This is a genomic window from Massilia frigida, assembly GCF_011682175.1.
Classification (GTDB): domain Bacteria; phylum Pseudomonadota; class Gammaproteobacteria; order Burkholderiales; family Burkholderiaceae_D; genus Telluria_A; species Telluria_A frigida.
Map to the genome: position 1 here is coordinate 103,531 of NZ_WHJG01000002.1, position 23,175 is coordinate 126,705.

At 63.9% G+C, this 23,175-nt stretch carries 21 protein-coding genes; 12 read left to right on the forward strand and 9 right to left on the reverse strand.

Going from position 1 to position 23,175, the window contains the following annotated elements; genetic code table 11:
* Nucleotides 1–38: 38 nt before the first annotated feature.
* From F2P44_RS02810 to F2P44_RS02835, 6 genes are all read left to right on the forward strand, one after another.
* Complete coding sequence (locus F2P44_RS02810; RefSeq protein WP_167084839.1) at nucleotides 39–1,538, forward strand: vanadium-dependent haloperoxidase; 1,500 nt, start codon at nucleotides 39–41, stop codon at nucleotides 1,536–1,538.
* A 397-nt stretch (nucleotides 1,539–1,935) separates the two neighbouring features.
* Nucleotides 1,936–3,291, forward strand: coding sequence for an SWIM zinc finger family protein (locus F2P44_RS02815; RefSeq protein ID WP_167084841.1), 1,356 nt, complete (start codon nucleotides 1,936–1,938; stop codon nucleotides 3,289–3,291).
* On the forward strand, nucleotides 3,288–4,886 hold the full coding sequence (locus F2P44_RS02820; RefSeq protein ID WP_167084843.1) for a DUF5691 domain-containing protein: 1,599 nt from the start codon (nucleotides 3,288–3,290) through the stop codon (nucleotides 4,884–4,886). The genes F2P44_RS02815 and F2P44_RS02820 overlap by 4 nt, the downstream gene beginning before the upstream one ends.
* Before the next feature lie 5 nt (nucleotides 4,887–4,891).
* The gene (locus tag F2P44_RS02825) at nucleotides 4,892–5,974 is read left to right on the forward strand and encodes an AAA family ATPase (RefSeq protein ID WP_370662630.1); all 1,083 of its coding nucleotides are present in this window, start codon (nucleotides 4,892–4,894) and stop codon (nucleotides 5,972–5,974) included.
* 7 nt (nucleotides 5,975–5,981) lie between these two features.
* On the forward strand, nucleotides 5,982–8,252 hold the full coding sequence (locus tag F2P44_RS02830; protein ID WP_167084847.1) for a DUF5682 family protein: 2,271 nt from the start codon (nucleotides 5,982–5,984) through the stop codon (nucleotides 8,250–8,252).
* Nucleotides 8,242–9,399 carry a VWA domain-containing protein gene (locus F2P44_RS02835; RefSeq protein WP_167084849.1) on the forward strand — a complete coding sequence of 386 codons (1,158 nt, stop codon included), beginning with the start codon at nucleotides 8,242–8,244 and terminating at the stop codon, nucleotides 9,397–9,399. The genes F2P44_RS02830 and F2P44_RS02835 overlap by 11 nt, the downstream gene beginning before the upstream one ends.
* 55 nt (nucleotides 9,400–9,454) lie before the next feature.
* On the opposite strand, the gene F2P44_RS02840 is transcribed toward F2P44_RS02835, so the two are convergent.
* The 4 genes from F2P44_RS02840 to apbC form a co-directional block, all read right to left on the reverse strand.
* Nucleotides 9,455–10,654 carry a right-handed parallel beta-helix repeat-containing protein gene (locus F2P44_RS02840; RefSeq protein ID WP_229423344.1) on the reverse strand — a complete coding sequence of 400 codons (1,200 nt, stop codon included), beginning with the start codon at nucleotides 10,652–10,654 and terminating at the stop codon, nucleotides 9,455–9,457.
* Nucleotides 10,655–10,819: 165 nt separating this feature from the next.
* Nucleotides 10,820–11,596 (reverse strand): substrate-binding periplasmic protein, encoded by a 777-nt coding sequence (locus F2P44_RS02845; protein WP_167084851.1) that lies wholly within the window; start codon nucleotides 11,594–11,596, stop codon nucleotides 10,820–10,822.
* 57 nt (nucleotides 11,597–11,653) lie between these two features.
* Nucleotides 11,654–12,001, reverse strand: coding sequence for a DUF4399 domain-containing protein (locus F2P44_RS02850; RefSeq protein ID WP_167085196.1), 348 nt, complete (start codon nucleotides 11,999–12,001; stop codon nucleotides 11,654–11,656).
* 139 nt (nucleotides 12,002–12,140) lie between these two features.
* On the reverse strand, nucleotides 12,141–13,229 hold the full coding sequence (gene apbC / locus F2P44_RS02855) for an iron-sulfur cluster carrier protein ApbC (RefSeq protein ID WP_167084852.1): 1,089 nt from the start codon (nucleotides 13,227–13,229) through the stop codon (nucleotides 12,141–12,143).
* Nucleotides 13,230–13,402: 173 nt separating this feature from the next.
* Here apbC and metG point away from each other — a divergent pair, with 173 nt between their 5' ends.
* The 6 genes from metG to panC all read left to right on the forward strand — a co-directional run bounded on the left by metG (nucleotide 13,403) and on the right by panC (nucleotide 19,675).
* Nucleotides 13,403–15,553: a methionine--tRNA ligase gene (metG, locus tag F2P44_RS02860; protein ID WP_167084854.1), complete on the forward strand. Its 2,151-nt coding sequence runs from the start codon at nucleotides 13,403–13,405 to the stop codon at nucleotides 15,551–15,553.
* Between the two features lie 8 nt (nucleotides 15,554–15,561).
* Nucleotides 15,562–16,041 (forward strand): GNAT family N-acetyltransferase, encoded by a 480-nt coding sequence (locus F2P44_RS02865; RefSeq protein ID WP_167084856.1) that lies wholly within the window; start codon nucleotides 15,562–15,564, stop codon nucleotides 16,039–16,041.
* A gap of 187 nt (nucleotides 16,042–16,228) precedes the next feature.
* Nucleotides 16,229–17,545 (forward strand): enoyl ACP reductase FabMG family protein, encoded by a 1,317-nt coding sequence (locus F2P44_RS02870; RefSeq protein ID WP_167084858.1) that lies wholly within the window; start codon nucleotides 16,229–16,231, stop codon nucleotides 17,543–17,545.
* A gap of 104 nt (nucleotides 17,546–17,649) precedes the next feature.
* Nucleotides 17,650–17,859, forward strand: coding sequence for a DUF3460 family protein (locus F2P44_RS02875; RefSeq protein ID WP_099876892.1), 210 nt, complete (start codon nucleotides 17,650–17,652; stop codon nucleotides 17,857–17,859).
* Nucleotides 17,860–17,876: 17 nt separating this feature from the next.
* The gene (locus tag F2P44_RS02880) at nucleotides 17,877–18,800 is read left to right on the forward strand and encodes a segregation and condensation protein A (protein WP_167084860.1); all 924 of its coding nucleotides are present in this window, start codon (nucleotides 17,877–17,879) and stop codon (nucleotides 18,798–18,800) included.
* 35 nt (nucleotides 18,801–18,835) lie between these two features.
* Nucleotides 18,836–19,675 (forward strand): pantoate--beta-alanine ligase, encoded by an 840-nt coding sequence (panC, locus tag F2P44_RS02885; protein ID WP_167084862.1) that lies wholly within the window; start codon nucleotides 18,836–18,838, stop codon nucleotides 19,673–19,675.
* A 227-nt stretch (nucleotides 19,676–19,902) separates the two neighbouring features.
* Here the strand turns inward: panC and F2P44_RS02890 are convergent, their stop codons facing one another.
* The 5 genes from F2P44_RS02890 to cheY form a co-directional block, all read right to left on the reverse strand.
* Nucleotides 19,903–20,253: a hypothetical protein gene (locus F2P44_RS02890; RefSeq protein ID WP_167084864.1), complete on the reverse strand. Its 351-nt coding sequence runs from the start codon at nucleotides 20,251–20,253 to the stop codon at nucleotides 19,903–19,905.
* A gap of 10 nt (nucleotides 20,254–20,263) precedes the next feature.
* Complete coding sequence (locus tag F2P44_RS02895; protein WP_167084866.1) at nucleotides 20,264–20,569, reverse strand: cyclic-phosphate processing receiver domain-containing protein; 306 nt, start codon at nucleotides 20,567–20,569, stop codon at nucleotides 20,264–20,266.
* Nucleotides 20,570–20,716: 147 nt separating this feature from the next.
* Complete coding sequence (locus F2P44_RS02900) at nucleotides 20,717–21,925, reverse strand: EAL and HDOD domain-containing protein (RefSeq protein WP_167084868.1); 1,209 nt, start codon at nucleotides 21,923–21,925, stop codon at nucleotides 20,717–20,719.
* A 75-nt stretch (nucleotides 21,926–22,000) separates the two neighbouring features.
* Entirely contained in the window at nucleotides 22,001–22,666 is a 666-nt protein-coding gene (gene cheZ / locus F2P44_RS02905) for a protein phosphatase CheZ (RefSeq protein WP_167084870.1), read from the reverse strand.
* Nucleotides 22,667–22,668: 2 nt separating this feature from the next.
* Complete coding sequence (cheY, locus tag F2P44_RS02910; protein ID WP_054267179.1) at nucleotides 22,669–23,067, reverse strand: chemotaxis response regulator CheY; 399 nt, start codon at nucleotides 23,065–23,067, stop codon at nucleotides 22,669–22,671.
* Nucleotides 23,068–23,175: the final 108 nt, after the last annotated feature.

Below are 23,175 nucleotides of genomic sequence, written 5' to 3' on the forward strand. Positions count from 1 at the left end.
CGCTTCCCGGCCGGAAGCCACCTCTCTGGGAATCCACCATGAAACGACGCAGCTTCTTAACGATAGGCGGCACCGCCGCTCTCGGCAGCGCCCTGACGGCGTGCGGCGGGTCGCACGAGCCGCCACCTCCGCCCCAGCCGGAACCACCCGTGCATTCGGGCACGGTGATCGCCTGGAATACCCTTGCGCTCAACGCGGTGCGCGCCACCCGCATGCCGCCACCCATCGCCGCGCGCGCCCTGGCAATCGTGCACAGCGCCATGTACGAAGCCTGGGCCGCCTACGACAGCGTCGCGCTTGGCCAGTACCTTGGTTCCCAGCTGCGCCAGCCGCCCGCCGAATGCACGCGCGCCAACAAGGCGCTGGCGATCAGCTTCGCCGCTTACGCGGCCCTGCTTGATCAATTTCCCGGCCAGCAAGCCGCCTTCGACGCCCACCTTGCCGCGATGAACAGCCGGCCTGTCGACGCGTATAACAATAGCGCCCCCGCTCCTCGTGTCGGCAACATTGCCGCCCACGCGGTGCTCGACCAGCGCCGCAACGATGGCGCCAACCAGGACGGCAAGCTGACGCCCGGCGGCATCCCGTTCGCCGACTACAGCGGCTACCAGCCCCGCAACCCGCCGTTGCTGGTCAGCGAGCCCACGCCGCGCGCCAGCATCCCCTTCCCCGGCCTGTGGCAGCCGCTGTCATTCATGGATGCCGGCGGCGTGCGCCGCACGCAAGCGTTCCTGACGCCATTCTGGGACGCCGTGCGCCCGTTCGCCCTGGGCACCGGCAGCCAGTTCCGCCCGCCTCCGCCCGCCGCCTTCGGCAGCCAGCAATTCATCGACCAGGCCGAGCAGGTCGTGCAGATCCAGGCCACCCTGACCGAACGCCAGAAAGTGATCGCCGACTTCTGGGCCGGCAGCACCATCGGCGAATTGCCCTGTTCCTACTGGTGCCGCTTCGCGCAACGGATATCGGAACGCAACGATTACAGCGACGATGACGACGTCAAGCTGTTCTTCGCCCTGGCCAATGCGGTGTTCGACGCCAGCATTGCCGCCTGGGATGCCAAGCGCGCCTACGATTCGGCGCGCCCGCTCAGCGCCATCCGCTACCTGATGCAAGGCCACATCGTCCAGAGTTTCGGCCCCGGCGGTCCCGCCAGCGGACTGCGCCCGGTGGCCGGCGAAGCCTGGATGCCCTTCCACCTGGCCAGCGCGCCCACGCCCGCCTTTCCCGACCATGTGTCCGGCCACAGCACCTTCAGCGCCGCCTCGGCCGAGATCCTGCGCCGCTTCACCGGCAGCGACAGCTTCCGCCACACGGTGACGATACCGGCGCGCTCGCTGCTGTTCGACCCGGCCCTGCCATCCGCGCCGGTCACCCTGGCGTGGGAAACGTTCAGCGATGCCGTGGCCGAAGCGAGCCTCGCGCGCGTCTACGCCGGCATTCATTTCGAGCGCGCCAGCATCGATGGACGGGCCCTGGGCAGGCAAGTTGGCGCCGCCGTGTTCGCACGCGCGCAGGCACTCTGGCTCGGCCACGCCTGAACCGACAGCCCGAGCCGGGAATGCAAACGGTCCGTGCTGTCGCCTAAGACGACAAGCTGAGGCGACAACCGCGACCGCACGCGCGCAGGCGCCCTGGCTGGGCCACGCCTGAGCCGACAGCCCGAACCGGGAATGCAAACGGTCCGTGCTGTCGCCTAAGGCGACAAGCTGAGGCGACAACCGCAACCGCACGCGCGCAGGCGCTATGGCTGGGTCACGCCTGAACCGACAAGCTGAGGCGACAACCGGAGGCGACAGCCCGGGCCGGGAACGCACCCGGCCCCGGCTATCCTCATCGCCGTCCCGGCAAAAAAGACTTCCCAAAATTAACGTCAGCGGTTAACTTACTATCTTTAATCATTTGCCAACGGTCATAGGCCGGCGGCATTGTTCCTCCATGACTTTGAATGCCGATCAAATCCTCGCACTGGCGCCCGATGCGAGTTCCGCCAAAGCCGGCAGCCAGCTGGCAGGGCCCGCCAAGTGGGGCAACCTGGGCCGGACCGACAGCGCCGTGTGGGGCGAATGCCAGGGCAGCGGCAAAGTCCCCTACCGTACCCAGATCGACCTGGGCGAGCCGGCCTTCAAGTGTTCCTGCCCCAGCCGCAAGTTTCCCTGCAAGCATGGCATCGGCCTGTATCTGTTACTAGCCAGTAACGCCCCCCTGTTCGCGGCCGGCGCGCCGCCGCAGTGGGTCAGCGACTGGCTCGACAGCCGCCAGCAGCGCAGCGAAAAGAAACTCCAGAGCGTCGCCGACAAGGCCGTCGCTCCCACGCCCGAGCAGGCGGCAGCCCAGGCCGCGGCGGCGCAAAAGCGCGAGGACAAGCGCGACAGCAAAGTCGCGGCCGGCATTACCGAACTGCACACCTGGCTCGAAGACCTGGCGCGTGAAGGCTTGTCCACCCTGCGCGCACGCGGTCCGGCCTTCTGGAACGACATCGCCGCGCGCATGGTCGACGCCCAGGCCGGCGGCCTCGCCGCGCGCCTGCGCCGCGCCAGCGGCGTGTGCTTCGACACCACCCTGCCCGACTGGGAAACCCGGCTGGCGCGCGAGCTGGCATCCATTTACCTGCTCGGTACCGCCTTCCGCCGCCTGCCGGACTTGCCGCCGGAACTGCAAAGCGACGTGCGCACCCTGATCGGCTGGAGCGTCAGCCAGGAAGAGGTGCTGGCCCAAGCCGGCGTGCAAGACCGCTGGCAAGTGCTGGCCCAGCACACCAGTGACAACGAGCGCATCCGCGCGCGCACCACCTGGCTGCGCGGGGTGGCGAGCGGACGCTGGGCCATGATCCTGCAGTACGCCGCCGGCACCCAGGGCTACGACAGGGTGCTCGCGCCCGGCACCCAGTTCGACGGCGAACTGTGCTTCTATCACAGCGCCTATCCGCTACGCGCCCTGATCAGGCAGCAGGATGCCTTCGGCCCGCTTGATACCCGACTGGCGAACGCCCCCACGCTCGACGCCTCGCTGGCGGCCTACGCCGAAGCCCTGGCACGCAACCCTTTCCTCGACCGCTTTCCGCTCGTGCTCGACGCCATGGTGCCGCGTGCCGGTGCCACGCCCCACCTGGCCGGCGCCGATGGCCGCGTCGTTGCGCTGCATGCCAGCTTTCGCCACCTGTGGCCCCTGCTTGCGCTCAGCGGCGGCCATCCGGTGACAGTGATCGGCGAATGGGACGGTGACGCTATCGTCCCGCTCAGCGTGTTCGCCGAAGACCGCTTACATTCCTTCGACAACGAGACCGTAGCATGAGTTCCCCGCTCCCTTTGAAAATGCATAAGACGCTGCAGATCGGCACCTCGCGCGCCGCGCCCGGCGTCGACGACGACTTGCCGCTGGCCTTGCGCGAAAGCGTGCGCGGCCGTCCCGGCGCCGCTGCCGCCACACCCGAAGAAAACCTGTGGCTGTCGCTGGCCGCCCACACCCTGTGGCAGCGCGCCGGCCATCAGCCCACTGCGCCGGAACTGGCCGCGCCAGCGACGCCATCGAGCGACAGCGATACCCTGCGCGCCTGTCCGGCGCAGGCCGAACGCGCGCTGGCGCTGCTGGTGCAAGATGAATATCCGCAAGTGCGCTCCGAATGGCTGCGCCTGGCCAACGCCTGCCAGTGCCGCCTGCCGCCGCGCCTGCTTCCGGCCGTGCTGGACATGGGCAGCGCGCATCGTCCCTTGCGCGGCCTGATCGAGGGCGTACTCGGCGCGCGCGGCCACTGGCTGGCGAAACAGAATCCCGCCTGGAACTGGGTGGGCGCCGACACCGACGATGTGCGCTTGCTGTGGGACGAAGGCAATATCGAACAGCGTGCCCATGCCCTGCGCGACATGCGCGCCCAGGATGGCGCCGCCGCCCTGCAAGCACTGCACGCAACCTGGCCGAGCGAAACGCCGGAACACAGGGCCACCCTGCTCGGCTGCCTGTCGGTGGGCCTGGGCCTGGCCGACGAAGCCTTCCTGGAAAGCGCGCTCGACGACAAACGCAAGGAAGTGCGCAGCGCCGCCCAGCGCCTGCTGGCCGGCCTGCCCGGCTCGCAAATGGCGCAGCGCATGCTGGCGCGCGCCGTGCCGCTGCTGCGCGTCGAGCGCAACGGCGACTCGGCCCACCTGCTGGCCGAGGTGCCGCATGAGCGCGACAAGAGCATGCAGCGCGACGGCGTCGGCGCCGGCCTGTACCCCGCCATGGGCGAAAAATCGGGCTGGCTGGTCGATATCCTGGCGGCCGTGCCGCCGACCTACTGGTCGAACAGCTTCGACGCTTCGCCGCGCACCTGCCTGACACTGGCCATGGCCAGCGAGTTCAAACATACATTGCTGCTGGGCTGGTCGAGCGCGCTGCAACGCAGCCTGCAAGCTGGCTACGATGCCGGCCTGCACGCCTGGTTCACCGCCTTCCTCGACCTGTATTTAAAGTCGTCCGGCATCCACACCCACATGCCGCGCGACTTTTTCAGCCTGTTCGGCACCCTGCCAAGCGACGCCGCCGACGACTTGCTCAGCACCCTCGTCGAAGCGACCCCGGCAGCGTGGATGCGTGCCCATTCGAGCCTGATCGACATGCTCGACGACGCCGCCAAGAGCGCGCAGCGCAACTGGCCGCTAGCCTTGTCCAAGGCCGTGGTCAGCCGCATCCAGGCCGGCTGCGCGGCCAACACGCTGCAGAGCTGGTCGCTGACCTACACCATGGCCTCGCTCGCGCTGGTGCTCGACCCGCGTGGCATCGAGGCCTACGAAAACGGCTGGCCGACCGACATCCCCGAGTTCGCGCAATGGCAGGACACGGTCGACAAATTCCTGCGCACCCTGCGTTTCCGACACGATATGTATTCCCCTTTTCAGGAGCAATCTGCATGACCGCCATTTCTACCATCCTGCGCCAGCACGCTGAAACGCAGTACGCCGAGGAACTCGCAGCGCTGGCCGCGGCCGACACGCGCCAGCGTCCGCCGCGCTGGAAGCTGTCGCCGTGGGCCGTGTCCACCTACCTGCTGGGCGGCACGCTCGACAATGGTGTCGAGATCAGCGCCAAGTACATCGGCAATGCGCGCGTGATCGAAATCGCCGTGGCCACGCTCGCCACCGACCGCGCCCTGCTGCTGCTGGGCGTGCCGGGCACGGCCAAGTCGTGGGTGTCGGAACACCTGGCTGCCGCCATCAGCGGCGATTCCACCATGATCGTGCAGGGAACCGCCGGCACCAGCGAAGAGGCGGTGCGCTTCGGCTGGAACTACGCGCAACTGCTGGCCAAGGGTCCGTCGATGGAAGCCGTGGTCCCAAGCCCGATCATGCGCGCCATGCGCGACGGCAAAATCGCCCGCGTGGAAGAACTGACCCGCATCCCGAGCGAAGTGCAGGATAGCCTGATTACCATCCTGTCGGAAAAGATGTTGCCGATCGCCGAGCTCGACGATGAAGTGCTGGCGCAAAAAGGTTTCAATATCATCGCCACCGCCAACGACCGCGACCGTGGCGTGAATGAACTGTCGAGCGCGCTCAAGCGCCGCTTCAATACGGTCGTCTTGCCGCCGCCGGCCACCGCCGACGAGGAAGTACGCATCGTCGAAACGCGCGTGGCCAGCCTTGGGCGCGCACTGGAGTTGCCGGGCGAAGTGCCGGCCCTGGAAGAAATCCGCCGCGTGGTCACCGTGTTCCGCGAACTGCGCGCCGGCGTCACCGCCGACGGCAAGCGCAAGATCAAGGCCCCCAGCGCCAGCATGAGCACGGCCGAAGCGATTTCAGTCATCACCAACGGCATGTCGCTGGCCGCCCACTTCGGCGACGGCACCATGCGCGGCGCCGACGTGGCCGCCGGCATGATCGGCGCCATCATCAAGGACCCGGTGCAGGACCGCGTCGTGATGCTGGAATACCTCGAAACCGTGGTCAAGGAACGCGAAGGCTGGAAAGACCTGTACCGGGCCTGCCGCGACGTGATGAATTGACTGGCCGATGAGCGTTCATTTATTCGGCATCCGCCACCACGGTCCGGGCTGCGCGCGCAGCCTGGCGCAAGCCTTGCAGGCGCTGCAGCCGGACTGCATCCTGATCGAAGGCCCGCCCGAGGCCGACGAGCTGATTGGCTTCGCCGCCGACCCGGCCATCAAGCCGCCGGTCGCGCTGCTGGTCTACGTGCCGGCCACGCCGCAGCGCGCCGTGTTCTACCCCTTCGCCGAATTTTCGCCGGAGTGGCAAGCCATGCGCTACGCCACCGCCAACGGCGTCCCGGTACGTTTTTGCGACTTGCCGCAGGCGCACCGCCTGGCCGAGCCGGAAGCGGCCGCGCCGGCTGCCGACGAATCGACAGCCGGGCAATCCGAATCCGAATCCGGTTGCGACACCGACGAACTGCACGAAGACCCGTTGCAATGGCTGGCCAACGCGGCCGGTTTTTCCGACACCGATACCTGGTGGGACCATCTGGTCGAGCAGCGTTCCGACAGCCTCGACCTGTTCGCCGCCATCGCTGAAATGATGACCACGGTGCGCACCGACATCGCCGCCCCGCCCGATCTGCGCGAGCAGCAGCGCGAAGCGTGGATGCGCAACGCCATCCGCCTGGCCGAGAAACAGGGCCACCAGCGCATCGCCGTGGTCTGCGGCGCGTATCACGTGCCGGCGCTGGCGACCATGCCGTCCGCCAAGAGCGACAATGACTTGCTCAAGGGCTTACCCAAGGTCAAGCTGGCCGCGACCTGGACGCCGTGGAGCTACGGCCGCCTGGCGTTTCGCAGCGGCTACGGCGCCGGTGTCACCGCGCCCGGCTGGTATCACCATATGTGGAGCCACCCGGCCCAGGCCAGCCTGTACTGGCTGACCGATGTTGCCATCCTGCTGCGCAAGCACGACCTGGATGCCTCGTCGGCCAGCATCATCGAAGCGGTGCGCCTGGCCGATACGCTGGCGGCGATGCGCGAGCGGCCCCGTGCGGGCCTGGGCGAGTTGCAGGAAGCGGTGCGCGCCGTGTTTTGCTACGACAGCGACACCCCGCTGCGCCTGATCCACGACGCGCTGCTGATCAACGACCGCCTGGGCGAGGTGCCGCAAGGCGTGCCGACCCTGCCGCTGCCGCAGGACGTGCAAACCCAGCAAAAGCGCCTGCGCCTGCCGGTCAAGGCCGATCACAGCCAGCTCGAACTCGACCTGCGCCAGCCGGCCCACCTGGAAAAAAGCGTGCTGCTGCACCGCCTGGCGCTGCTCGGCGTCGACTGGGGCCGCGCCGAGCGGGTCAGCGGCAAGTCGGGCACCTTCCACGAATGGTGGCGCCTGGCATGGGAGCCGGAATATGCGATTCGCCTGATCGAAGCGAACGTCTGGGGCGGCACCGTGGAAGCGGCCGCCACCGGCAAGGCGGTCAGCCAGGCCAATGAAGCGAGCACCCTGCCCGAGCTGACCGCGCTGATCGAACAAGTGTTGCTGGCCGACCTGCCGCAAGCGGTCGACTTGCTGATGCAGCGCATCCAGGAAGTCGGCGCGCTCACGCCGGACGTGGGCTTCATGCTGGCCGCCCTGCCGCCGCTGGCCAGCGTCATGCGTTACGGCAGCGTGCGCGGCACCGATACCAGCGCCATCGGCCAGGTGGTCGACGGCCTCGTCACGCGCGCCTGCATCGCCCTGCCCTTCGGCGTGCTGGGCATGGCCGATGAACCGGCGGCCGAACTGGTCAGGCAGCTGATCGCCGCCGACCGCGCCATCCGCCTGATCCAGGAAGAAGCGCTGCTGGACGCCTGGTTCGGCGCGCTCGACCAGGTGGCGGGCAATGAACTGTCGCATCCGCTGATCAGCGGGCGCTGCGCCCGCATCTTGTCGGAGCAAGGCCACTGGGACCAGGAACGCACCGCGCGCGCGCTGGCCTTGCGCTGTTCGCATGCGAGTGCGCCGCTGGCCAGCGGCAACTGGCTGGAAGGTTTCCTGCAAGGCAGCGCCGCCCTGCTGCTGCACAACGACAGCCTGTGGAGTTTGGTCAACAACTGGATCAACCGCCTCGATCCGGACAGCTTCGTCGAACTGCTGCCGCTGCTGCGGCGCACCTTTGGCGCCTTTGAAGCGCCGGAGCGGCGCCAGTTGAGCGAACGCGCCGGCAGCGCGGGCGGCACGCTGGTCATTACCGCGTCCGCCGGCAGCGTCGATGAAGCGCGCGCGCGATTGGTGCTGCCCGTGCTCGGCATGATCCTCGGCGGCAGCGCTGCATTATCAACACCGGAGACTTCCCATGTCGCATGAGCTCACCCAGCAGGAACAAACGCGCCGCTGGCGCATGGTATTGGGCAGCGAGCCGAACCAGCCGGAAGTGTCGCTGGGCGCGGATGACCTGGCCATGGACCGGGCGCTGTCGGCCCTGTACAACCCGGCGGCGGGACGCAATGGCGGGCTGGGCGCATCGGCGCCGAACGTGTCGCGCTGGCTGGGCGATATCCGCCAGTATTTTCCATCGAGCGTGGTGCAGGTGATGCAGAAAGATGCGCTGGAGCGGCTGGGCCTGGAGCGCATGCTGCTGGAACCGGAAATGCTCAAGGCGGTCGAGCCGGATGTGCATCTGGTCGCCACCCTGCTCAGCCTGAATCGGGTGATGCCGAACAAGACCAAGGAAACGGCGCGCATGGTGGTACGGCAAGTCGTGGACGAGCTCGAGCGCAGGCTGGCCAATCCGTTCCGGCAGGCGGTGACGGGCAGTCTGAACCGGGCGACACGCAAGCGCCGGCCGCGCCATCACGAGATCGACTGGCTGCGCACGATCCGCGCCAATCTGCGCCATTACCAGCCCGAGTACCGCACGATTATTCCGGAAACGCGCATCGGGTTCGGGCGCAAGGGGCAATCGCTGCGCGACATCGTGCTGTGCATCGACCAGAGCGGTTCGATGGCGCCGTCGGTGGTGTACGCCAGCGTGTTCGCGGCGGTGCTGGCCAGTATCAAGGCGGTCAGTACATCGGTGGTGGTGTTCGATACGGCCGTGATCGACCTGACGCCGATGCTGGCCGATCCGGTCGATGTGCTGTTTGGCACGCAGTTGGGAGGCGGTACCGATATCAATCGGGCGCTGGGGTATTGCCAGGGCTTGATCGAACGTCCGGCCGATACCATTTTCGTGCTGATCAGCGATTTGTACGAGGGTGGGAATAACGCCGAGATGCGCAGGCGGGCGGCGGCGATGGTGGCGGCGGGCGTGCAGGTGATTGTGCTGCTGGCGCTCGATGATCATGGGGCGCCGGGGTATGACCACGCCAATGCGGCGTATTTTGCGGCGCTGGGAGCACCGTGTTTTGCGTGTACACCGGATTTGTTTCCGGAGCTGATGGCGGCCGCGATCAAGCGCAGTGATGTGGGGCAGTGGGCTGCGCAGGCGGGGATTGTGGGGGTTAAGCCGTAACTCGTCGTTCCTGCCATTGGCAGGAACGACGGCTCAACGTTTAGCGCTTGAACGACTACGGCGCAATCGACGTCGATTCATACGCCCCGATATCGAGCTGGCTGGTGACCGGCCGGCCGATCCAGAATGCCACGTGCTTGTACTGCGCCACCGGCGTGAGCGAATAACCCGTCACCGACACCCCAGGATCGGTACCGGCATTGATCACCAGCGGCGATGGTGTCGGCCGCAGATCGTACGTCGCGCGGTTAACAAACCCCGGGGCGATCGAACGGTAATTGGTCTTGGCCACCGTGCTGACCTGCGTACTCAAGGTCCCGATCCCCGAAAAGATATTATTCTGCAGTAGCGCCGGCTTGGTCACGCCCGAACCGACCATCACAAACACCCCGCGCGCCGTATCGTCATTCAAGAACGTATTATTCACCACATATAAATTATGTCCGGGATTGGTGGCGCCCTCTTCCCCGTAGGCCAGCATCGCCCCGTTCTGATTGGCCGCCGGCTGCTGGATCACATTCCCGATCACGTACGAGGTGCCGGCATTCGGCAAATCGATCTCGTAACTCGGCTGTCCCGATGCCGTCGAACCCGTCTCGCCCGGACGCAGGCTGGAAAAACGGTTGTACAGGATATGGTTGGTCTGCGCGCGCGACTTCAAATTGTGCCCAACATGCGCATCATGCGAAAAGTTGCGACGGAACATCAAACTGCGCACGTTGCCGATGTACAGGTTGTGCGTCTGCCCCGTCCCGTACCCATTGTGTCCGAATTCGGTGCCTTCGATGACGATGTCGCTAGCCAGGTTCGCGCCGCTGAGAATACCGTTTTCATTGTCGTGCAGGAAGCTGTTGCGCAAGGTGAAGCCGGCACCTTCCAGGCGCAGCGCCGCGCCATTGCGGTCAGGAACCTTGGCACCAAACATTTCCACGTTTTCGATCAGCACGGTGTTGCCGACCACCACCCAGATCGCCTTGCCCATCGCATTCTTGCCGGCCGCATCGATGCGCGGACGGCCGTTCACGCCCTGGATCGTCAGGTAACTGGCGTAAATGGCGCACACGTCGCCGCTGTACAACACACCACCTTCAATCTGGATCCGGTCGCCGTTTTTTGCCGCCGCAATCGCGCGGCACGGGGTCGCGTAAGTCTTGCCCGGGCCGACGCTCAGGATCGCGGCCGAGGCGACACCCTGCATGCCCAGCACTGCCACGGCCGACCCGCAGGCCGCGCGCAGTATGTTTTTCTTTACCATTATTTCATCTCCTGGGGAGCAGGTGAACGCACAGACGCCATCCCTGCGAAAAATCAACTAGAAATATGACCGTTGTCAAAGCGTCATGCTGCGTATAGTAACCGCAAGCTGTCGATTCTACGAGGAAGTTGTGGGCGCCGTCGCGCCTGAGGCCTGATTACCCGCTCAGGGAACCTGGACGTTGAGGCGCTTGCCGAGCTTGCGCAGTTCGCCGCTGTCGACATAGGCATTGAAGGCGCGGTCGAAGCGCGAGCGCATGACGTCGTACTCGGGCCGCTTGGGGAAAGCGAAAAAGCCGCGTTGCAGGGAAATCGTGCGTCCCACCGGCACCACCTTGCCTTCCAGCGCCAGCAGCGGGATGACCGGCTCGGTATTGCGCACATTGCTGGCAAACAAATCCACCCGCCCGTGCGCCAGCATGGTCAGCGCCGACTCGACCGAGTTGGTCACGCTCACCGCCAAATCCTTGATCCCGGCATTGAACTCGTCGCCATAGGCCCAGCCGTTGATGATCACGATGCGCTTGCCGCGCAGGGAGGAGAAGGTGCCGTCCCAGGCAAACGGGGCGCTGCTGCGCGAGAAAAACACCATCTGGTCCTGATAGAAAGGACGCTCGGAAAACGTGAACAGTTCGAGCCGTTCGGGCGATTTGTAGGGGCCGACGAGGATGTCGGCCTGCCCCTGCGCCACCATCGATTGCGCGCGCGCCCAGGGATACAGCTCGAAATACACCGGCTGGCCCAGTTCGCCGCCAATGGCGCGGATGATTTCGACCGCCATGCCGGAAAACTCGCCATTGGCGCGCTCGTACACGCGTGCAAAATGGGCGCCCACCACGAGCAGCTCGCGCGGCGCGGCACCAGCCGGCAGGGCCAAGGCCGCGGCCGCGCCCAGCAACAGGGCGCGTCTGGCGGCGTCGACAGGGGAATCGGAGCGCGTCATGGCAAAAATTGTTTTCTCATAAAAACAATTGTACTGCCTACAGCGCTCGCGGGGGAATTACTTGACGGTCACCTTGATCGATTTGCTCATCGGCGTGCCGTAGGACTGGTGCGCACCGTTGGCGAACTGCAGGGTCAGGGTGTACTCGCCCGGCGCCAGCTTGACATCGGATTCGGTCTGGCCTTTGCCGAAATGCAAGTGTTTGTCGTCGAAGGGGATCGATTCGCCTTCCTTGATCGCGGCACCGTTGATGACCAGGTGATGGTGGCCGGAATTGGCGACCAGCGCGCCGGCCGGCTTGACGTCCATGCCTTCGACGGCGAACTTGACCTTGAACGGGCTTTTGACGGTCGCGCCATCCTCGGGCTCGACGAAGGAGACCGATTGTGCCGACGCGGCCGCCATGGCCAGCAGCGATGCGGAGAAGACGATGTGCTTGATGAAGGATTTCAAGTGGATTCCTTTGCGGTTGAAAAAACGACAGTGGAAAAGCAAGCCCTTGGCGCTGCTCGCGCCAACGCTTGCCGGGCTCAATGGTGCGTGGCTAGTCGTTCTTGATGACGATGCTGGGGAACTTGCTGGTCATGTCTTTCGCCTTTTCGGCGATCTTGATGGCCACCTTGCGCGCGATGTCCTTGTAGATCTGCGCCACCGGCCCGTTCGGCTCGGCCACCACGGTCGGACGGCCCGAATCGGTCTGCTCGCGGATCGACATGGTCAGCGGCAAGGCGCCCAGGAATTCCACGCCGAAGTCGGCGCACATCTTGGCCCCGCCGCCGTGGCCGAAAATGGCTTCCGTGTGGCCGCAGTTCGAGCAGATATGCGTGCTCATGTTTTCCACCACGCCGAGGATCGGAATGCCGACTTTCTCGAACATTTTCAAGCCCTTGCGGGCGTCGAGCAGGGCGATGTCCTGCGGCGTGGTGACGATCACCGCGCCCGTGACCGGTACTTTTTGCGACAGGGTCAGCTGGATGTCGCCAGTGCCCGGCGGCATGTCGACGATCAGGTAATCGAGGTCGCGCCAGTTGGTTTGCTCCAGCAACTGCTGCAAGGCTTGCGTGACCATGGGGCCGCGCCACACCATCGGCTCGTCCGGATCGATCATGAAGCCGATCGAGGACACCTGCAAACCGTGGTTTTCCAGCGGTTCCATGGTCTTGCCATCGGAAGTTTCCGGACGGCCGTTAATGCCAAGCATCATCGGCTGCGACGGACCGTAAATATCCGCGTCCAGCACGCCCACGCTGGCGCCCTCGGCCGCCAGGGCCAGCGCCAGGTTGACCGCCGTGGTCGACTTGCCCACGCCGCCCTTGCCGGACGCCACCGCGATGATGTTCTTCACGTTCGGCATGATCTTCAGGCCGCGCTGCACGGTGTGCGACATGATCTTGGAATACACGTTCGGATTGATGCGGCCCGCGCCCGGCAGCGCCTGCAGGGCGGCCACGATGGCGCTGCGGATGCCATCGATCTGGCTCCTGGCCGGATAGCCGAGTTCGACGTCGAGCGCGATATCGTTGCCATCGAGCTTGATATTCTTGATCGTCTTGGACGACACAAAATCTTTCTGGGTGTTCGGATCGATAACCGCCGTCAATGCATTCTTGACGTCTTCTACTGTGATGCTCATGTAAATCTCCAGGGAATAGGATGCCGAAACATGCCGAAGTTTAGCGCAAATCGCCTTGTCAAGCCTTGCCTGAATGGCAAATCCGGGCAAACCCCTGTGCGCAGTCGGGTCATCCGCTGGTAAAATGCTTCTCTGTTTTTCTTGATAAACTTTCCAATAAGCGCATTTCAACCATGACTCGCAAGCTGTTCGTCACCACCGCCCTGCCTTACGCCAACGGCGCCTTTCACATCGGCCACATGATGGAATACATCCAGGCCGATATCTGGGTCCGTTTTCAGCGAATGCAACGCGACGGCGACGCCCAGCGTGAAGTCCACTTCGTCTGCGCCGACGATACCCACGGCACGCCAATCATGATCGCGGCCGAAAAGGAAGGCATCACGCCCCAGGAATTCGTGGCCAAGATCGCGGCCGACCGTCCGCAATACCTGGACGGCTTCCACATTGCCTTCGATAACTGGTATTCGACCGATTCGCCGGAAAACGTGGAGCTGTCGCAAGGCATCTACCGCAAGCTGCGCGATACCGGCCTGATCGTCACCAAGACGGTCGACCGCTTCTTCGACCCGGTGAAAGGCATGTTCCTGGCCGACCGCAACATCAAGGGCGAGTGCCCGAAATGCGGCGCCAAGGACCAGTACGGCGACAATTGCGAAGTCTGCGGCGCGGCTTACCAGCCGACCGAACTGGTGAACCCGTTCTCGGTCTTCACCGGCTCCACGCCGATCCTGAAACCGTCGGAACAGTATTTCTTCGCCCTGTCCGACCCGCGCTGCTACACCTTCCTCAAGGAATGGCTGAACACGCCTGGCCGTTTGCAGTCGGAAATGGTCAACAAGGTCTCCGAATGGCTTGGCGAGGCCGGCGAAAAACTGGCGGACTGGGATATTTCGCGCGATGCGCCCTACTTCGGCATCCCGATCCCCGATGCACCAGGCAAGTTTTTCTATGTCTGGCTGGACGCGCCGGTCGGCTACCTGGCCAGCCTGAAAAATTATTGCAGCAAGAAAGGGATGGATTTCGATGCCCTGCTGAACGACCCTGACACCGAGCAAGTCCACTTCATCGGCAAGGATATCGTGTCCTTCCACCTGCTGTTCTGGCCAGCGATGCTCAATTTCGCCGGCCACCCGGTGATCGACAAGCTCAAAGTCAATGTGCACGGCCACCTGACACTGAACGGTGAAAAAATGGCCAAGTCGCGCGGCACCGGCATTTCGCCGCTGCGCTACCTCGACCTGAAGATGAATCCGGAATGGCTGCGCTACTACATCGCCTTCAAGCTCAATTCGAAGGTCGAAGACCTCGACTTCAATGGCGAAGACTTCATTGCCCGCGTGAATAGCGACCTGATCGGCAAATACGTCAACATCGCCAGCCGCTGCGCCGGTTTCATCGCCAAGAATTTCGAAGGCAAGCTGACCTCCACCCTGTCGCCGCACGCGCAGCAGTGGATCGGCCGCGCGCTGACGGTTGACGGCAACGAACGCCAGGCCAGCATCGCCGCCAACTTCGAGAACCGCGAGTTCGGCAAGGCGCTGCGCGAAATCATGGAAATCGCCGACATCACCAACCAGTATGTCGATGAAAACAAGCCGTGGATCTTGGCCAAGGATCCGGAAAAAACGGCGCAACTGCACGATGTGTGCACCACGGCGCTGATTTTGTTCCGCCAGATCACCATCATGCTCGCTCCGGTGCTGCCGCAGATTGCCGCCAAGGTCGCCGAATTCCTGCGCGACGATGCGTTAAGCTGGAGCGACACGACGGGCGCCGCCGTGTACGAAACCATGCTCGGCCGCGAAATCGGCGCCTACAGCCACCTGATGACCCGCATCGATCCGAAAATGGTCGAAGCGCTGATCGACAAACCGCCCGTGGTCGCTGCGCCCGTGCCGGTACCTGCGGTCGCCGCGCCCGTCCTGGAAGCGCCAGTCGCCGGCGACATCGAAGCGATCGCGCCCACGATCGAATTCGCCGACTTCGGCAAGATCGACATGCGCATCGCCAAAATCGTCAACTGCGAACTGGTGGATGGATCCGAACGCTTGCTGCGCCTGACCCTGGACGTCGGCGAAGGCCGCCTGCGCAACGTACTCTCCGGCATCAAGTCGGCCTACACGCCCGAGCAACTGATCGGCAAGCTGACGGTGATGGTGGCCAACCTGGCACCGCGCAAGATCGGCAAATTCGGCAGCTCCGAAGGCATGGTCCTGTGCGCCTCGGCCGCCGACGAGAAGGCCAACCGTATCGACGGACCGCCTGGCCTCTACGTCCTCGAACCATGGCCGGGCGCGCAGCCTGGCATGCGCATCGGCTAAGGACGCACATGAACCTCGTGGTGCGCCCGGCAAGCGACGACGACGCCCAGCTGATCGCCGACCTGACCCGGGCCTCCTGGGCCGGCACGGTGACGGTGACGTCGAGCGGGCACCGCGAAACCGCCCAGCGCGTGGCCGAACAGCTGCGCTGCGGCGGCGCCTTCATCCTGCTGCAGGACGATGCGCCGGTCGGTTCGGTGCGCTGGGCGCCGCACGACCTTGAACCGGACGTGTGGGAAATCCGGCGCATGGGCGTGCTGCCGCACTGCCGCGGCGGCAATTTGTCCCAGCATCTGCTCGAAGCGGTGATCCATCAAAGCCTGGCCAGCGGCGTGCAGGAACTGCGGCTGGCGGTGCGCAGCGACCAGCCCAAGCTGCTCGACCTGTACGCCGCCTATGAATTCGAACTGGCCGAGGAACTCGACTATTCCCACGCCAATGCGGCGGAACCGCCGCCGCGCGTGATGCGGCGCGTGCTGCGCCATTGACGCCATCGCCATCCTTGCAATGCATCACATGAGTGCCGCTATCGGAACCGCGATATCGAAGGCCGCAAGCGGGCGCTATAATGTCGCGCTTGACGAGAAAAACAACATGCCCCGCACTTGCGCCCTCGTGGCGCCGGCCGGGGTGGTGGGCCCGGGGCCCGAACCTTCTTACTTTTGAGTGGTATCTATGACCGAATTGACTTCCTTGAGGCACATCCCGCACGCCAACCTGTTTCGCAAGGGCGACGTGTTCGTACTGTTCGGCGAACTGTTCGGGCGCGGCTACGCTAACGGCCTGATCGATGAGGCACGCAAGGCCGGCATGACCATCGTCGGCATCACCGTCGGCCGCCGTGACGAAAACAACGCGCTGCGCGCACTCAACGAAGAAGAACTGGCCGAAGCCGAAGCCAAGCTGGGCGGGCGCATCATCAATGTGCCGCTGATGGCCGGCTTCGACCTCGACGCGCCCGCAGGCGAACAAAACCCGACCGAAATGCTGGCCGGCCTGACCCTCAAAGGCTGGCAGGAAGAAAAGCTGGACTGGGCCGCTGTCGAGCGCTGCCGTGAAGTCGGCGTGCGCCGCTTCACCAGCTCCGCCGCCCAAGCCATGGCGGAGATCGACAAACTGATTCCCGACGGCAGCAATGTCTTCTTCGCCCACACCATGGCCGGTGGCATTCCCAAGATCAAGGCCTTCCTGGCCATCGCCAACCGCATCTACAAGGGTCGCGGCGAGCGCTTCATGTCCTCGCGCGAACTGCTCGATAGCGACCTCGGCAAGCTGATCTTGATGAACTTCGACGAAGTCACGGCGAACACCCTGCAACACCTGATTACCGCCAGCGCCGCCATCCGCGACCGCATCGTCGCCAAGGGCGGCCAGGTGCGCTACACGGCCTACGGTTACCACGGCAGCGAGATCCTGATCGACGGCAAGTACCAGTGGCAGACCTACACCAACTACACCCAGGGCTACGCCAAGATGCGCCTCGAAAGCGTCGCGCAGGCAGCCTGGGCGCAAGGGATCAGCGCCACCGTCTTCAACTGCCCGGAAATCCGCACCAACTCGTCCGACATTTTTGCCGGTGTCGAACTGTCGCTGTTCCCGCTTCTGAGCGCGCTGAAACGCGAAGGCGGCGCCGCCTGGGCCGAGCAGCAATGGGCCGCCTGCCAGGAACTGCTGAACGATGGCGTCTCCGTGCAAAGCCTGATCGACCAGATCGAGGCCTACAACAACGACCCGGTCAGCGCCAGCTTCCGCAACTTCGACGCCTGGCCGATGGACAACACGCTGCCGTTGGCCGAGGTCATGATCGGCACCTCGGACGACATGACCAAGCTGCACAAGGACCGCAAGGCCCTGATCACCGACCACCTGAGCGCGCTGGTGCTGGAAAGTGCCGGTCCGCTGATGTTTTATGGCGCATCCGAGAAAATCGCCCCGGTACTGTGGCTCAATCACGACATCATCGCCAGGCAACTGAACCTGCTGCACCCATAAGCGCGCGAGCGCATGTCCTCGTCGGGCTGCCAAGGCGCCCGACGAATTCCCCCTGCCGCCTTGCTCGCGGTAAAATAGCATTGTCCGCTACCCAAGTCCATACCATGAAACTGACCAAACAATTCCAGCTTTACGAATCCGACCACACCAAGTTCATCCGCGAACTCAAGGCCAAGAATCCCGAGATGGAAGCCGGTCAGATTGCCGGCCGCGCGCTGCTGTGGGACAAGGCCCCGACTTCCCTGGCCGAGCAGGATAAAACCAAGGAATCGCGCGTCAGCCAACAGGCCTACGTGTACCAGAACAAACTCTGACATCCCAGGGCGAGACCATGTTGCCAGATGAGGCGGCGACGGAAGAACTCGCCACAGAGCCAGGCGACGCGCTACGCGATGCGCCAGGCGACGCACTACGTGACGCACTGACTGCCGCGCCGGTCGGGTTGCCGACGGTGCTGGAGACGCCGGCCGAGGTACCCGCATTTGCCCGTTTATACGGCGAACCGCTGCTGCGCATGCCGACCGACCTGTTCATCCCGCCCGACGCGCTGGAAATCTTCCTCGACGCCTTCGAGGGTCCGCTCGACTTGCTGCTGTACCTGATCCGCAAGCAAAACTTCAACATCCTCGACATTCCGATGGCGCAGGTCACCCTGCAATATCTCAAGTATGTCGACCAGATCCGCCTGCACAACCTGGAACTGGCCGCCGAGTACCTGCTGATGGCCGCCATGCTGATCGAAATCAAATCGCGCATGCTGCTGCCGCAGCGCGTGGCCGAGGACGACCTGCTCGATACCTACGATCCGCGCGCCGACCTGGTGCGGCGCTTGCTCGACTACGAGCAAATCAAGCTGGCCGCCTATGAAATCAACGCCATTCCCCAGCTCGACCGCGACTTCACCCGGCCGCAATTGTTCGTCGAACAGAGCAACATCCCCAACTGGCCCGATGTCGACCCGCTGGACTTGCAGCGCGCCTGGCTGGACGTGCTCAAGCGCGCCAAGCTGACCCAGCATCACCGCATCAGCCGCCAGGAACTGTCGGTGCGCGAGCACATGACCTCGATTCTGCGGCAACTGCAATCGGCGCGCTTCGTCGAATTTGCCGACTTGTTCCAGGGCCAGGGCGGCGTGCCCATCGTGGTAGTGCACTTCGTGGCCATACTGGAACTGGCCAAGGAAACCCTGATAGAAATTACCCAGGCCGAGCCGTTCGCGCCGATTTACGTGCGCCTCGCCTACTCCCCGGCGTAAGCCGATCCATTTGATACCCGTTTGAGGAAAGCCCCATGAAAATCATCTCTTCCGTTGAAGAACTGCGCGACCAGCTCAGCGGCCAGCTGCGCACGGCCTTCGTGCCGACAATGGGCAACCTGCACGAAGGGCATCTCTCGCTGATGCGCCTGGCGCGCAAGCATGGCGACCCGGTGGTGGCCTCGATTTTCGTGAACCGCCTGCAATTCGGGCCGAACGAAGACTTCGACAAATACCCGCGCACCTTCCAGGCCGACGTCGAGAAGCTGGAAAAGGAAGGCGTGTACGTGCTGTTTGCGCCGACCGAGAAGGATTTGTACCCGGAGCCGCAAGAGTTCCGCGTCAGCCCGCCGCAAGACTTGGGCAACACGCTGGAAGGGGAATTCCGTCCGGGCTTCTTCACGGGCGTGACCACCATCGTGCTGAAACTGTTTTCGTGCGTGCAACCGAAGGTGGCCGTATTCGGCAAGAAGGATTACCAGCAGTTGATGATGGTGCGCAATATGAGCCGTCAATTCGCCCTTCCGACGCAGATTATCGCGGCTGAGACCTGGCGTGCGGACGACGGGCTGGCGCTGTCGTCGCGCAATATGTATTTATCGGAAGCGGAGCGGGCTGAAGCGCCAGCGCTGTACCAGAGCCTGAATGCCGTGGCGAATGAAGTACGATCGGGCCACCTGGATATATTCCAGCTTGAGCACAAGGCGATGGAAGAGTTGGCGCGGCGCGGCTGGAAGCCGGACTACATCTCGATCCGCAAGCAAAACGATTTGCAGCCGCCGACGGCGGGCGACCTGGCGCAAGGCGCGCCGCTGGTTGTGCTCGCTGCGGCCAAGCTCGGCACTACCCGCCTGATCGACAACCTCGAAATCTGACCCACAGCAAAACCGGGGTCAGAGCTCTAATTTGAAACATTGCCGGCTTCCGCCCTCGCCTTGAACGACGTCGGATCCTTTCGTCAATCCGGCCAGGATTGAACCGCAATTTCGCAACCTTACCGCAACATGCCCACACCGGGGTCAGAGCTTTAATTAGAAAGATTTCTGATTAGAGCTCTGACCCCGGTTAGGAAAGTTTTTCTAAGAGGTAAGCTGATCCGGATTTAGAATCTGCCCTTGAATTTGCAGTTGCTGGCACCGCGCCTGCGCGTTTTGCAGCGCTCTACCCGGGTGGTGCCTTGCGCGTCATTGTCGATCTCCACCGCAAACAGCCTGCCATCGACGCAGCGCGCACTCCACAGCGCCGTGTCGCGCTCATCGCTGCCTTGGTAGATCGCGCGCTTGATGCCGATGCAGCGGATACCCGCATCGGTCACCGTCCCTCCCAGCGCCGCCTTGCGCTTGGTTTGCGTCATCTTTGCCAGCTGCATGTGGACCGGATTGGCACAGGCCGCGCCGGACACCGCGGCGATCAGGGCGCCTGCGATCAGGCGTGAGATCAGTTGTTTCCCCACAAAACTTCCTTTATTCAGTGCCAGCACCGCCGGCGTAACGTTCAATTGTTCGGATTCCCGCTTCCATTTTTTCCCGTGCAGAGGCATTGGCCGAGTGCACCCGCATCGCTGGCGGCCGAAAGCCGGCGGTAAATACCTGTTCCTCGATCCACAACACCACATCGTAGCCGGTGCCGCGCGCATCGTCGCCCAGGTCGTGGTCCAGGCTGAGGTGCGTGAGCGCGCCCCCTGCCAGCAAGGCGATGGCCTCGTCCGGCCAGTAGACGCGCACCCAGCCCTCGGGCGTGGCGCGTTCGTCGTCAAGATACACTTTCATCAACACCTGCCGCCTTCCCCGCGAGAGCATACCCGGTCCGCCAAAAAATGGCAAAAAAACAACCGGGGTCAGACCTCCGATCAGAAAGATTTCTAATCAGAGGTCTGACCCCGGTTGTGCAACTAAGTCGTGCGGCAAGGCGGATGGTCAGGTGCTGATGTTTTGCGCCCAGGCCAGCGCCGACAGGTGGGCCTTGTTGACGTCGACCGGCGCAATGTTGATCGACTTGGCCAGCGAGGCCACCAGCTGCGAGTTGAGCTCGCAGGCTTCGGCCAGCGCCAGGTACGGTCCGTACGCGCCGCCACGGGTAAGCAGCGCGCGCACCACTTCGTCCGGCAACTGGATGGTGTCAAGCACTTCTTTCATCGACAGGCCCAGCAGGCGGTCGAGCAGCGAGAACATGCCGGTCATGAACAGGTTTTCACTCTCGCTGCGCGGCAAGCCTTTGTTGCCGAGCAGCTCGGTCAGGCGCCCGCGCACGACCGCCGTTTCCATCAGGACCGGCGAGTAGCCACTGGTGCTGGCCGTGGCCAGCAACAGGGTCAGCCAGCGGTACATCGGCGAGTAGCCGAGCATGGTGATGGCCTGGCGCAGCGATTGAATTTCGCGCCCGACCCCGAAACCGGCCGAGTTGATGAAACGCAGCAGCTTGTACGAGAGCGCCGGATCGCGCTTGAGCACGCTTTCGATCTTGGGGATGTCTTCGTTCTTTTGCACCATCTGCATCAGTTGCAGGATGATGGTCTGGGCCGGGTTCATGCCCTTGACGGGAATGCCGGGACGCGGGGTCAGGTGCAGCTTGCCGACAAAGGCGTCCAGGCCGAGCGCGGCGCAGGCGTCGAAGTCGGACCAGGTGGCGACCGGACGGCCGACCATGCGCACCGACGATTGCTTGGCGGCCGCGTAGGTGCGCGCCTGGGCCGCCACGTCGGCGCCCGAAAAACGCACTTCGATGTAGGAAGCGCTCATGCCGAGGTTCTTGCCCAGGTGGGCCAGGTCGCCGTCGCGCACCGAAATGCCGACGCCGCCGGCGCGCAAGCCCTGCACCGCGGCCAGGGTGTCCGGGTCGGCCAGGTCGCTCGCCTTCATGGTCAGCACGGTGCGCTCGGGCGGCATGGCGAACAGGGCGTCGGTCGAGAGCATGTTCGGGACCGCGTCCAGGAACAGGATCTTGTCTTTCAGCAGCCAGCCATGCTCGTCGTCATTGACGTTCTCGGCGACGAAGCCGATCAGCGCTTCGAGCTCTTCGTCGGTGACGGGCTGGTCTTCTTGATGCTGCCAGGATAATTCATAACCGATCACGCGCTGCTTGGGATCGAGCAGGGGTTCGCGGACGATAAAGTTTGATTCGTGCATTGTATGGGTCGTTAAGGTGTTGCCGATGCGAAAGCGGGGCAATGCGCCCCGCCGCTGACTGAAAATCTCAGACGCTTAAAAGCCCAGACTGTCCAACAGATCGTCGACCTGGCCCTGGTTCGAGACCACGTCGTGCCGGGTCGGATCGATCTGCGGGCCATTGAGCAGTCCATTGTCGTATTCGCGCTTGACCTCGGCCGGCGCGAAATCGACCAGCATTTGCACCAGTTGCTGTTCCAGGTTGCGGGTAATGGTGGTCACCTTGGTGATCACTTGCCCGGTCAGGTCCTGGAAGTCCTGGGCCATCATGATGTCCATCAGGTAGCCCTTGGTGGCGCTGCTGGCCGTGCGTGCCTGGGCCATGGCCGCCACGCTGCGCCCGGCCAGCGCGCGCCATTCGGCGTCGCTGGTGGCCGGTGCGTCGAGCAGCGTTTGCCACGAGGCCGACAGGCCGGCCGCGCCGCTGTCGATCTGGTCCTGCAGCGGCCCGGCCGCTTCGGTCGCGGTGAGCACCTTCTGGGCGGCCTGTTCGGACAGGCGCGCCACGTAGTCGAGGCGGTCGCGCGCATCCGGAATGTCGCTGGCGGCTTTTTCGATCAGCTTGTCCAAGCCCAGGCCGCGCAGGCTGTCGTGCAGCGCGCGCGTCATGTGCCCGATGCGGCTGAGGAACTCGTCGTGCACGCCCGGCTCGTCCGATCCACCGACCGCCTGGCCTGCGCCTCCGGTGAGGTGCTCGCTCATGGTCACGCTCCGCTTTTTTCGAGCTTCTCGAAAATCTTGTTCAGCTTTTCATCCAGGGTGGCAGCCGTGAACGGCTTGACCACGTAGCCATTCGCGCCCGCCTGGGCGGCGGCAATGATGTTCTCTTTCTTGGCTTCGGCCGTCACCATCAGCACCGGCAGCTTGGCCAGCGCGGGGTCGGCGCGGATGTTCTGCAGCATGGTCAGGCCATCCATGTTGGGCATGTTCCAGTCCGAGACCACGAAGTCGAAGGTTTCGCTACGCAGCTTGGCCAGCGCCATGACGCCGTCTTCCGCTTCGTCGACATTGGCATAACCCAGTTCTTTCAACAGATTACGCACGATGCGGCGCATCGTGGAGAAATCGTCAACAACTAAAAAACGCATCTTTGGATCAGCCATTAAATTACTCCGTTGATTCTCTTACTTTGGTTATTGACAGACTTCCCCCTACTGGCGAAGCAGACTAAAGGATAGCAGTTTTGTTGCTGTGAAGCGAATAAACGAGCA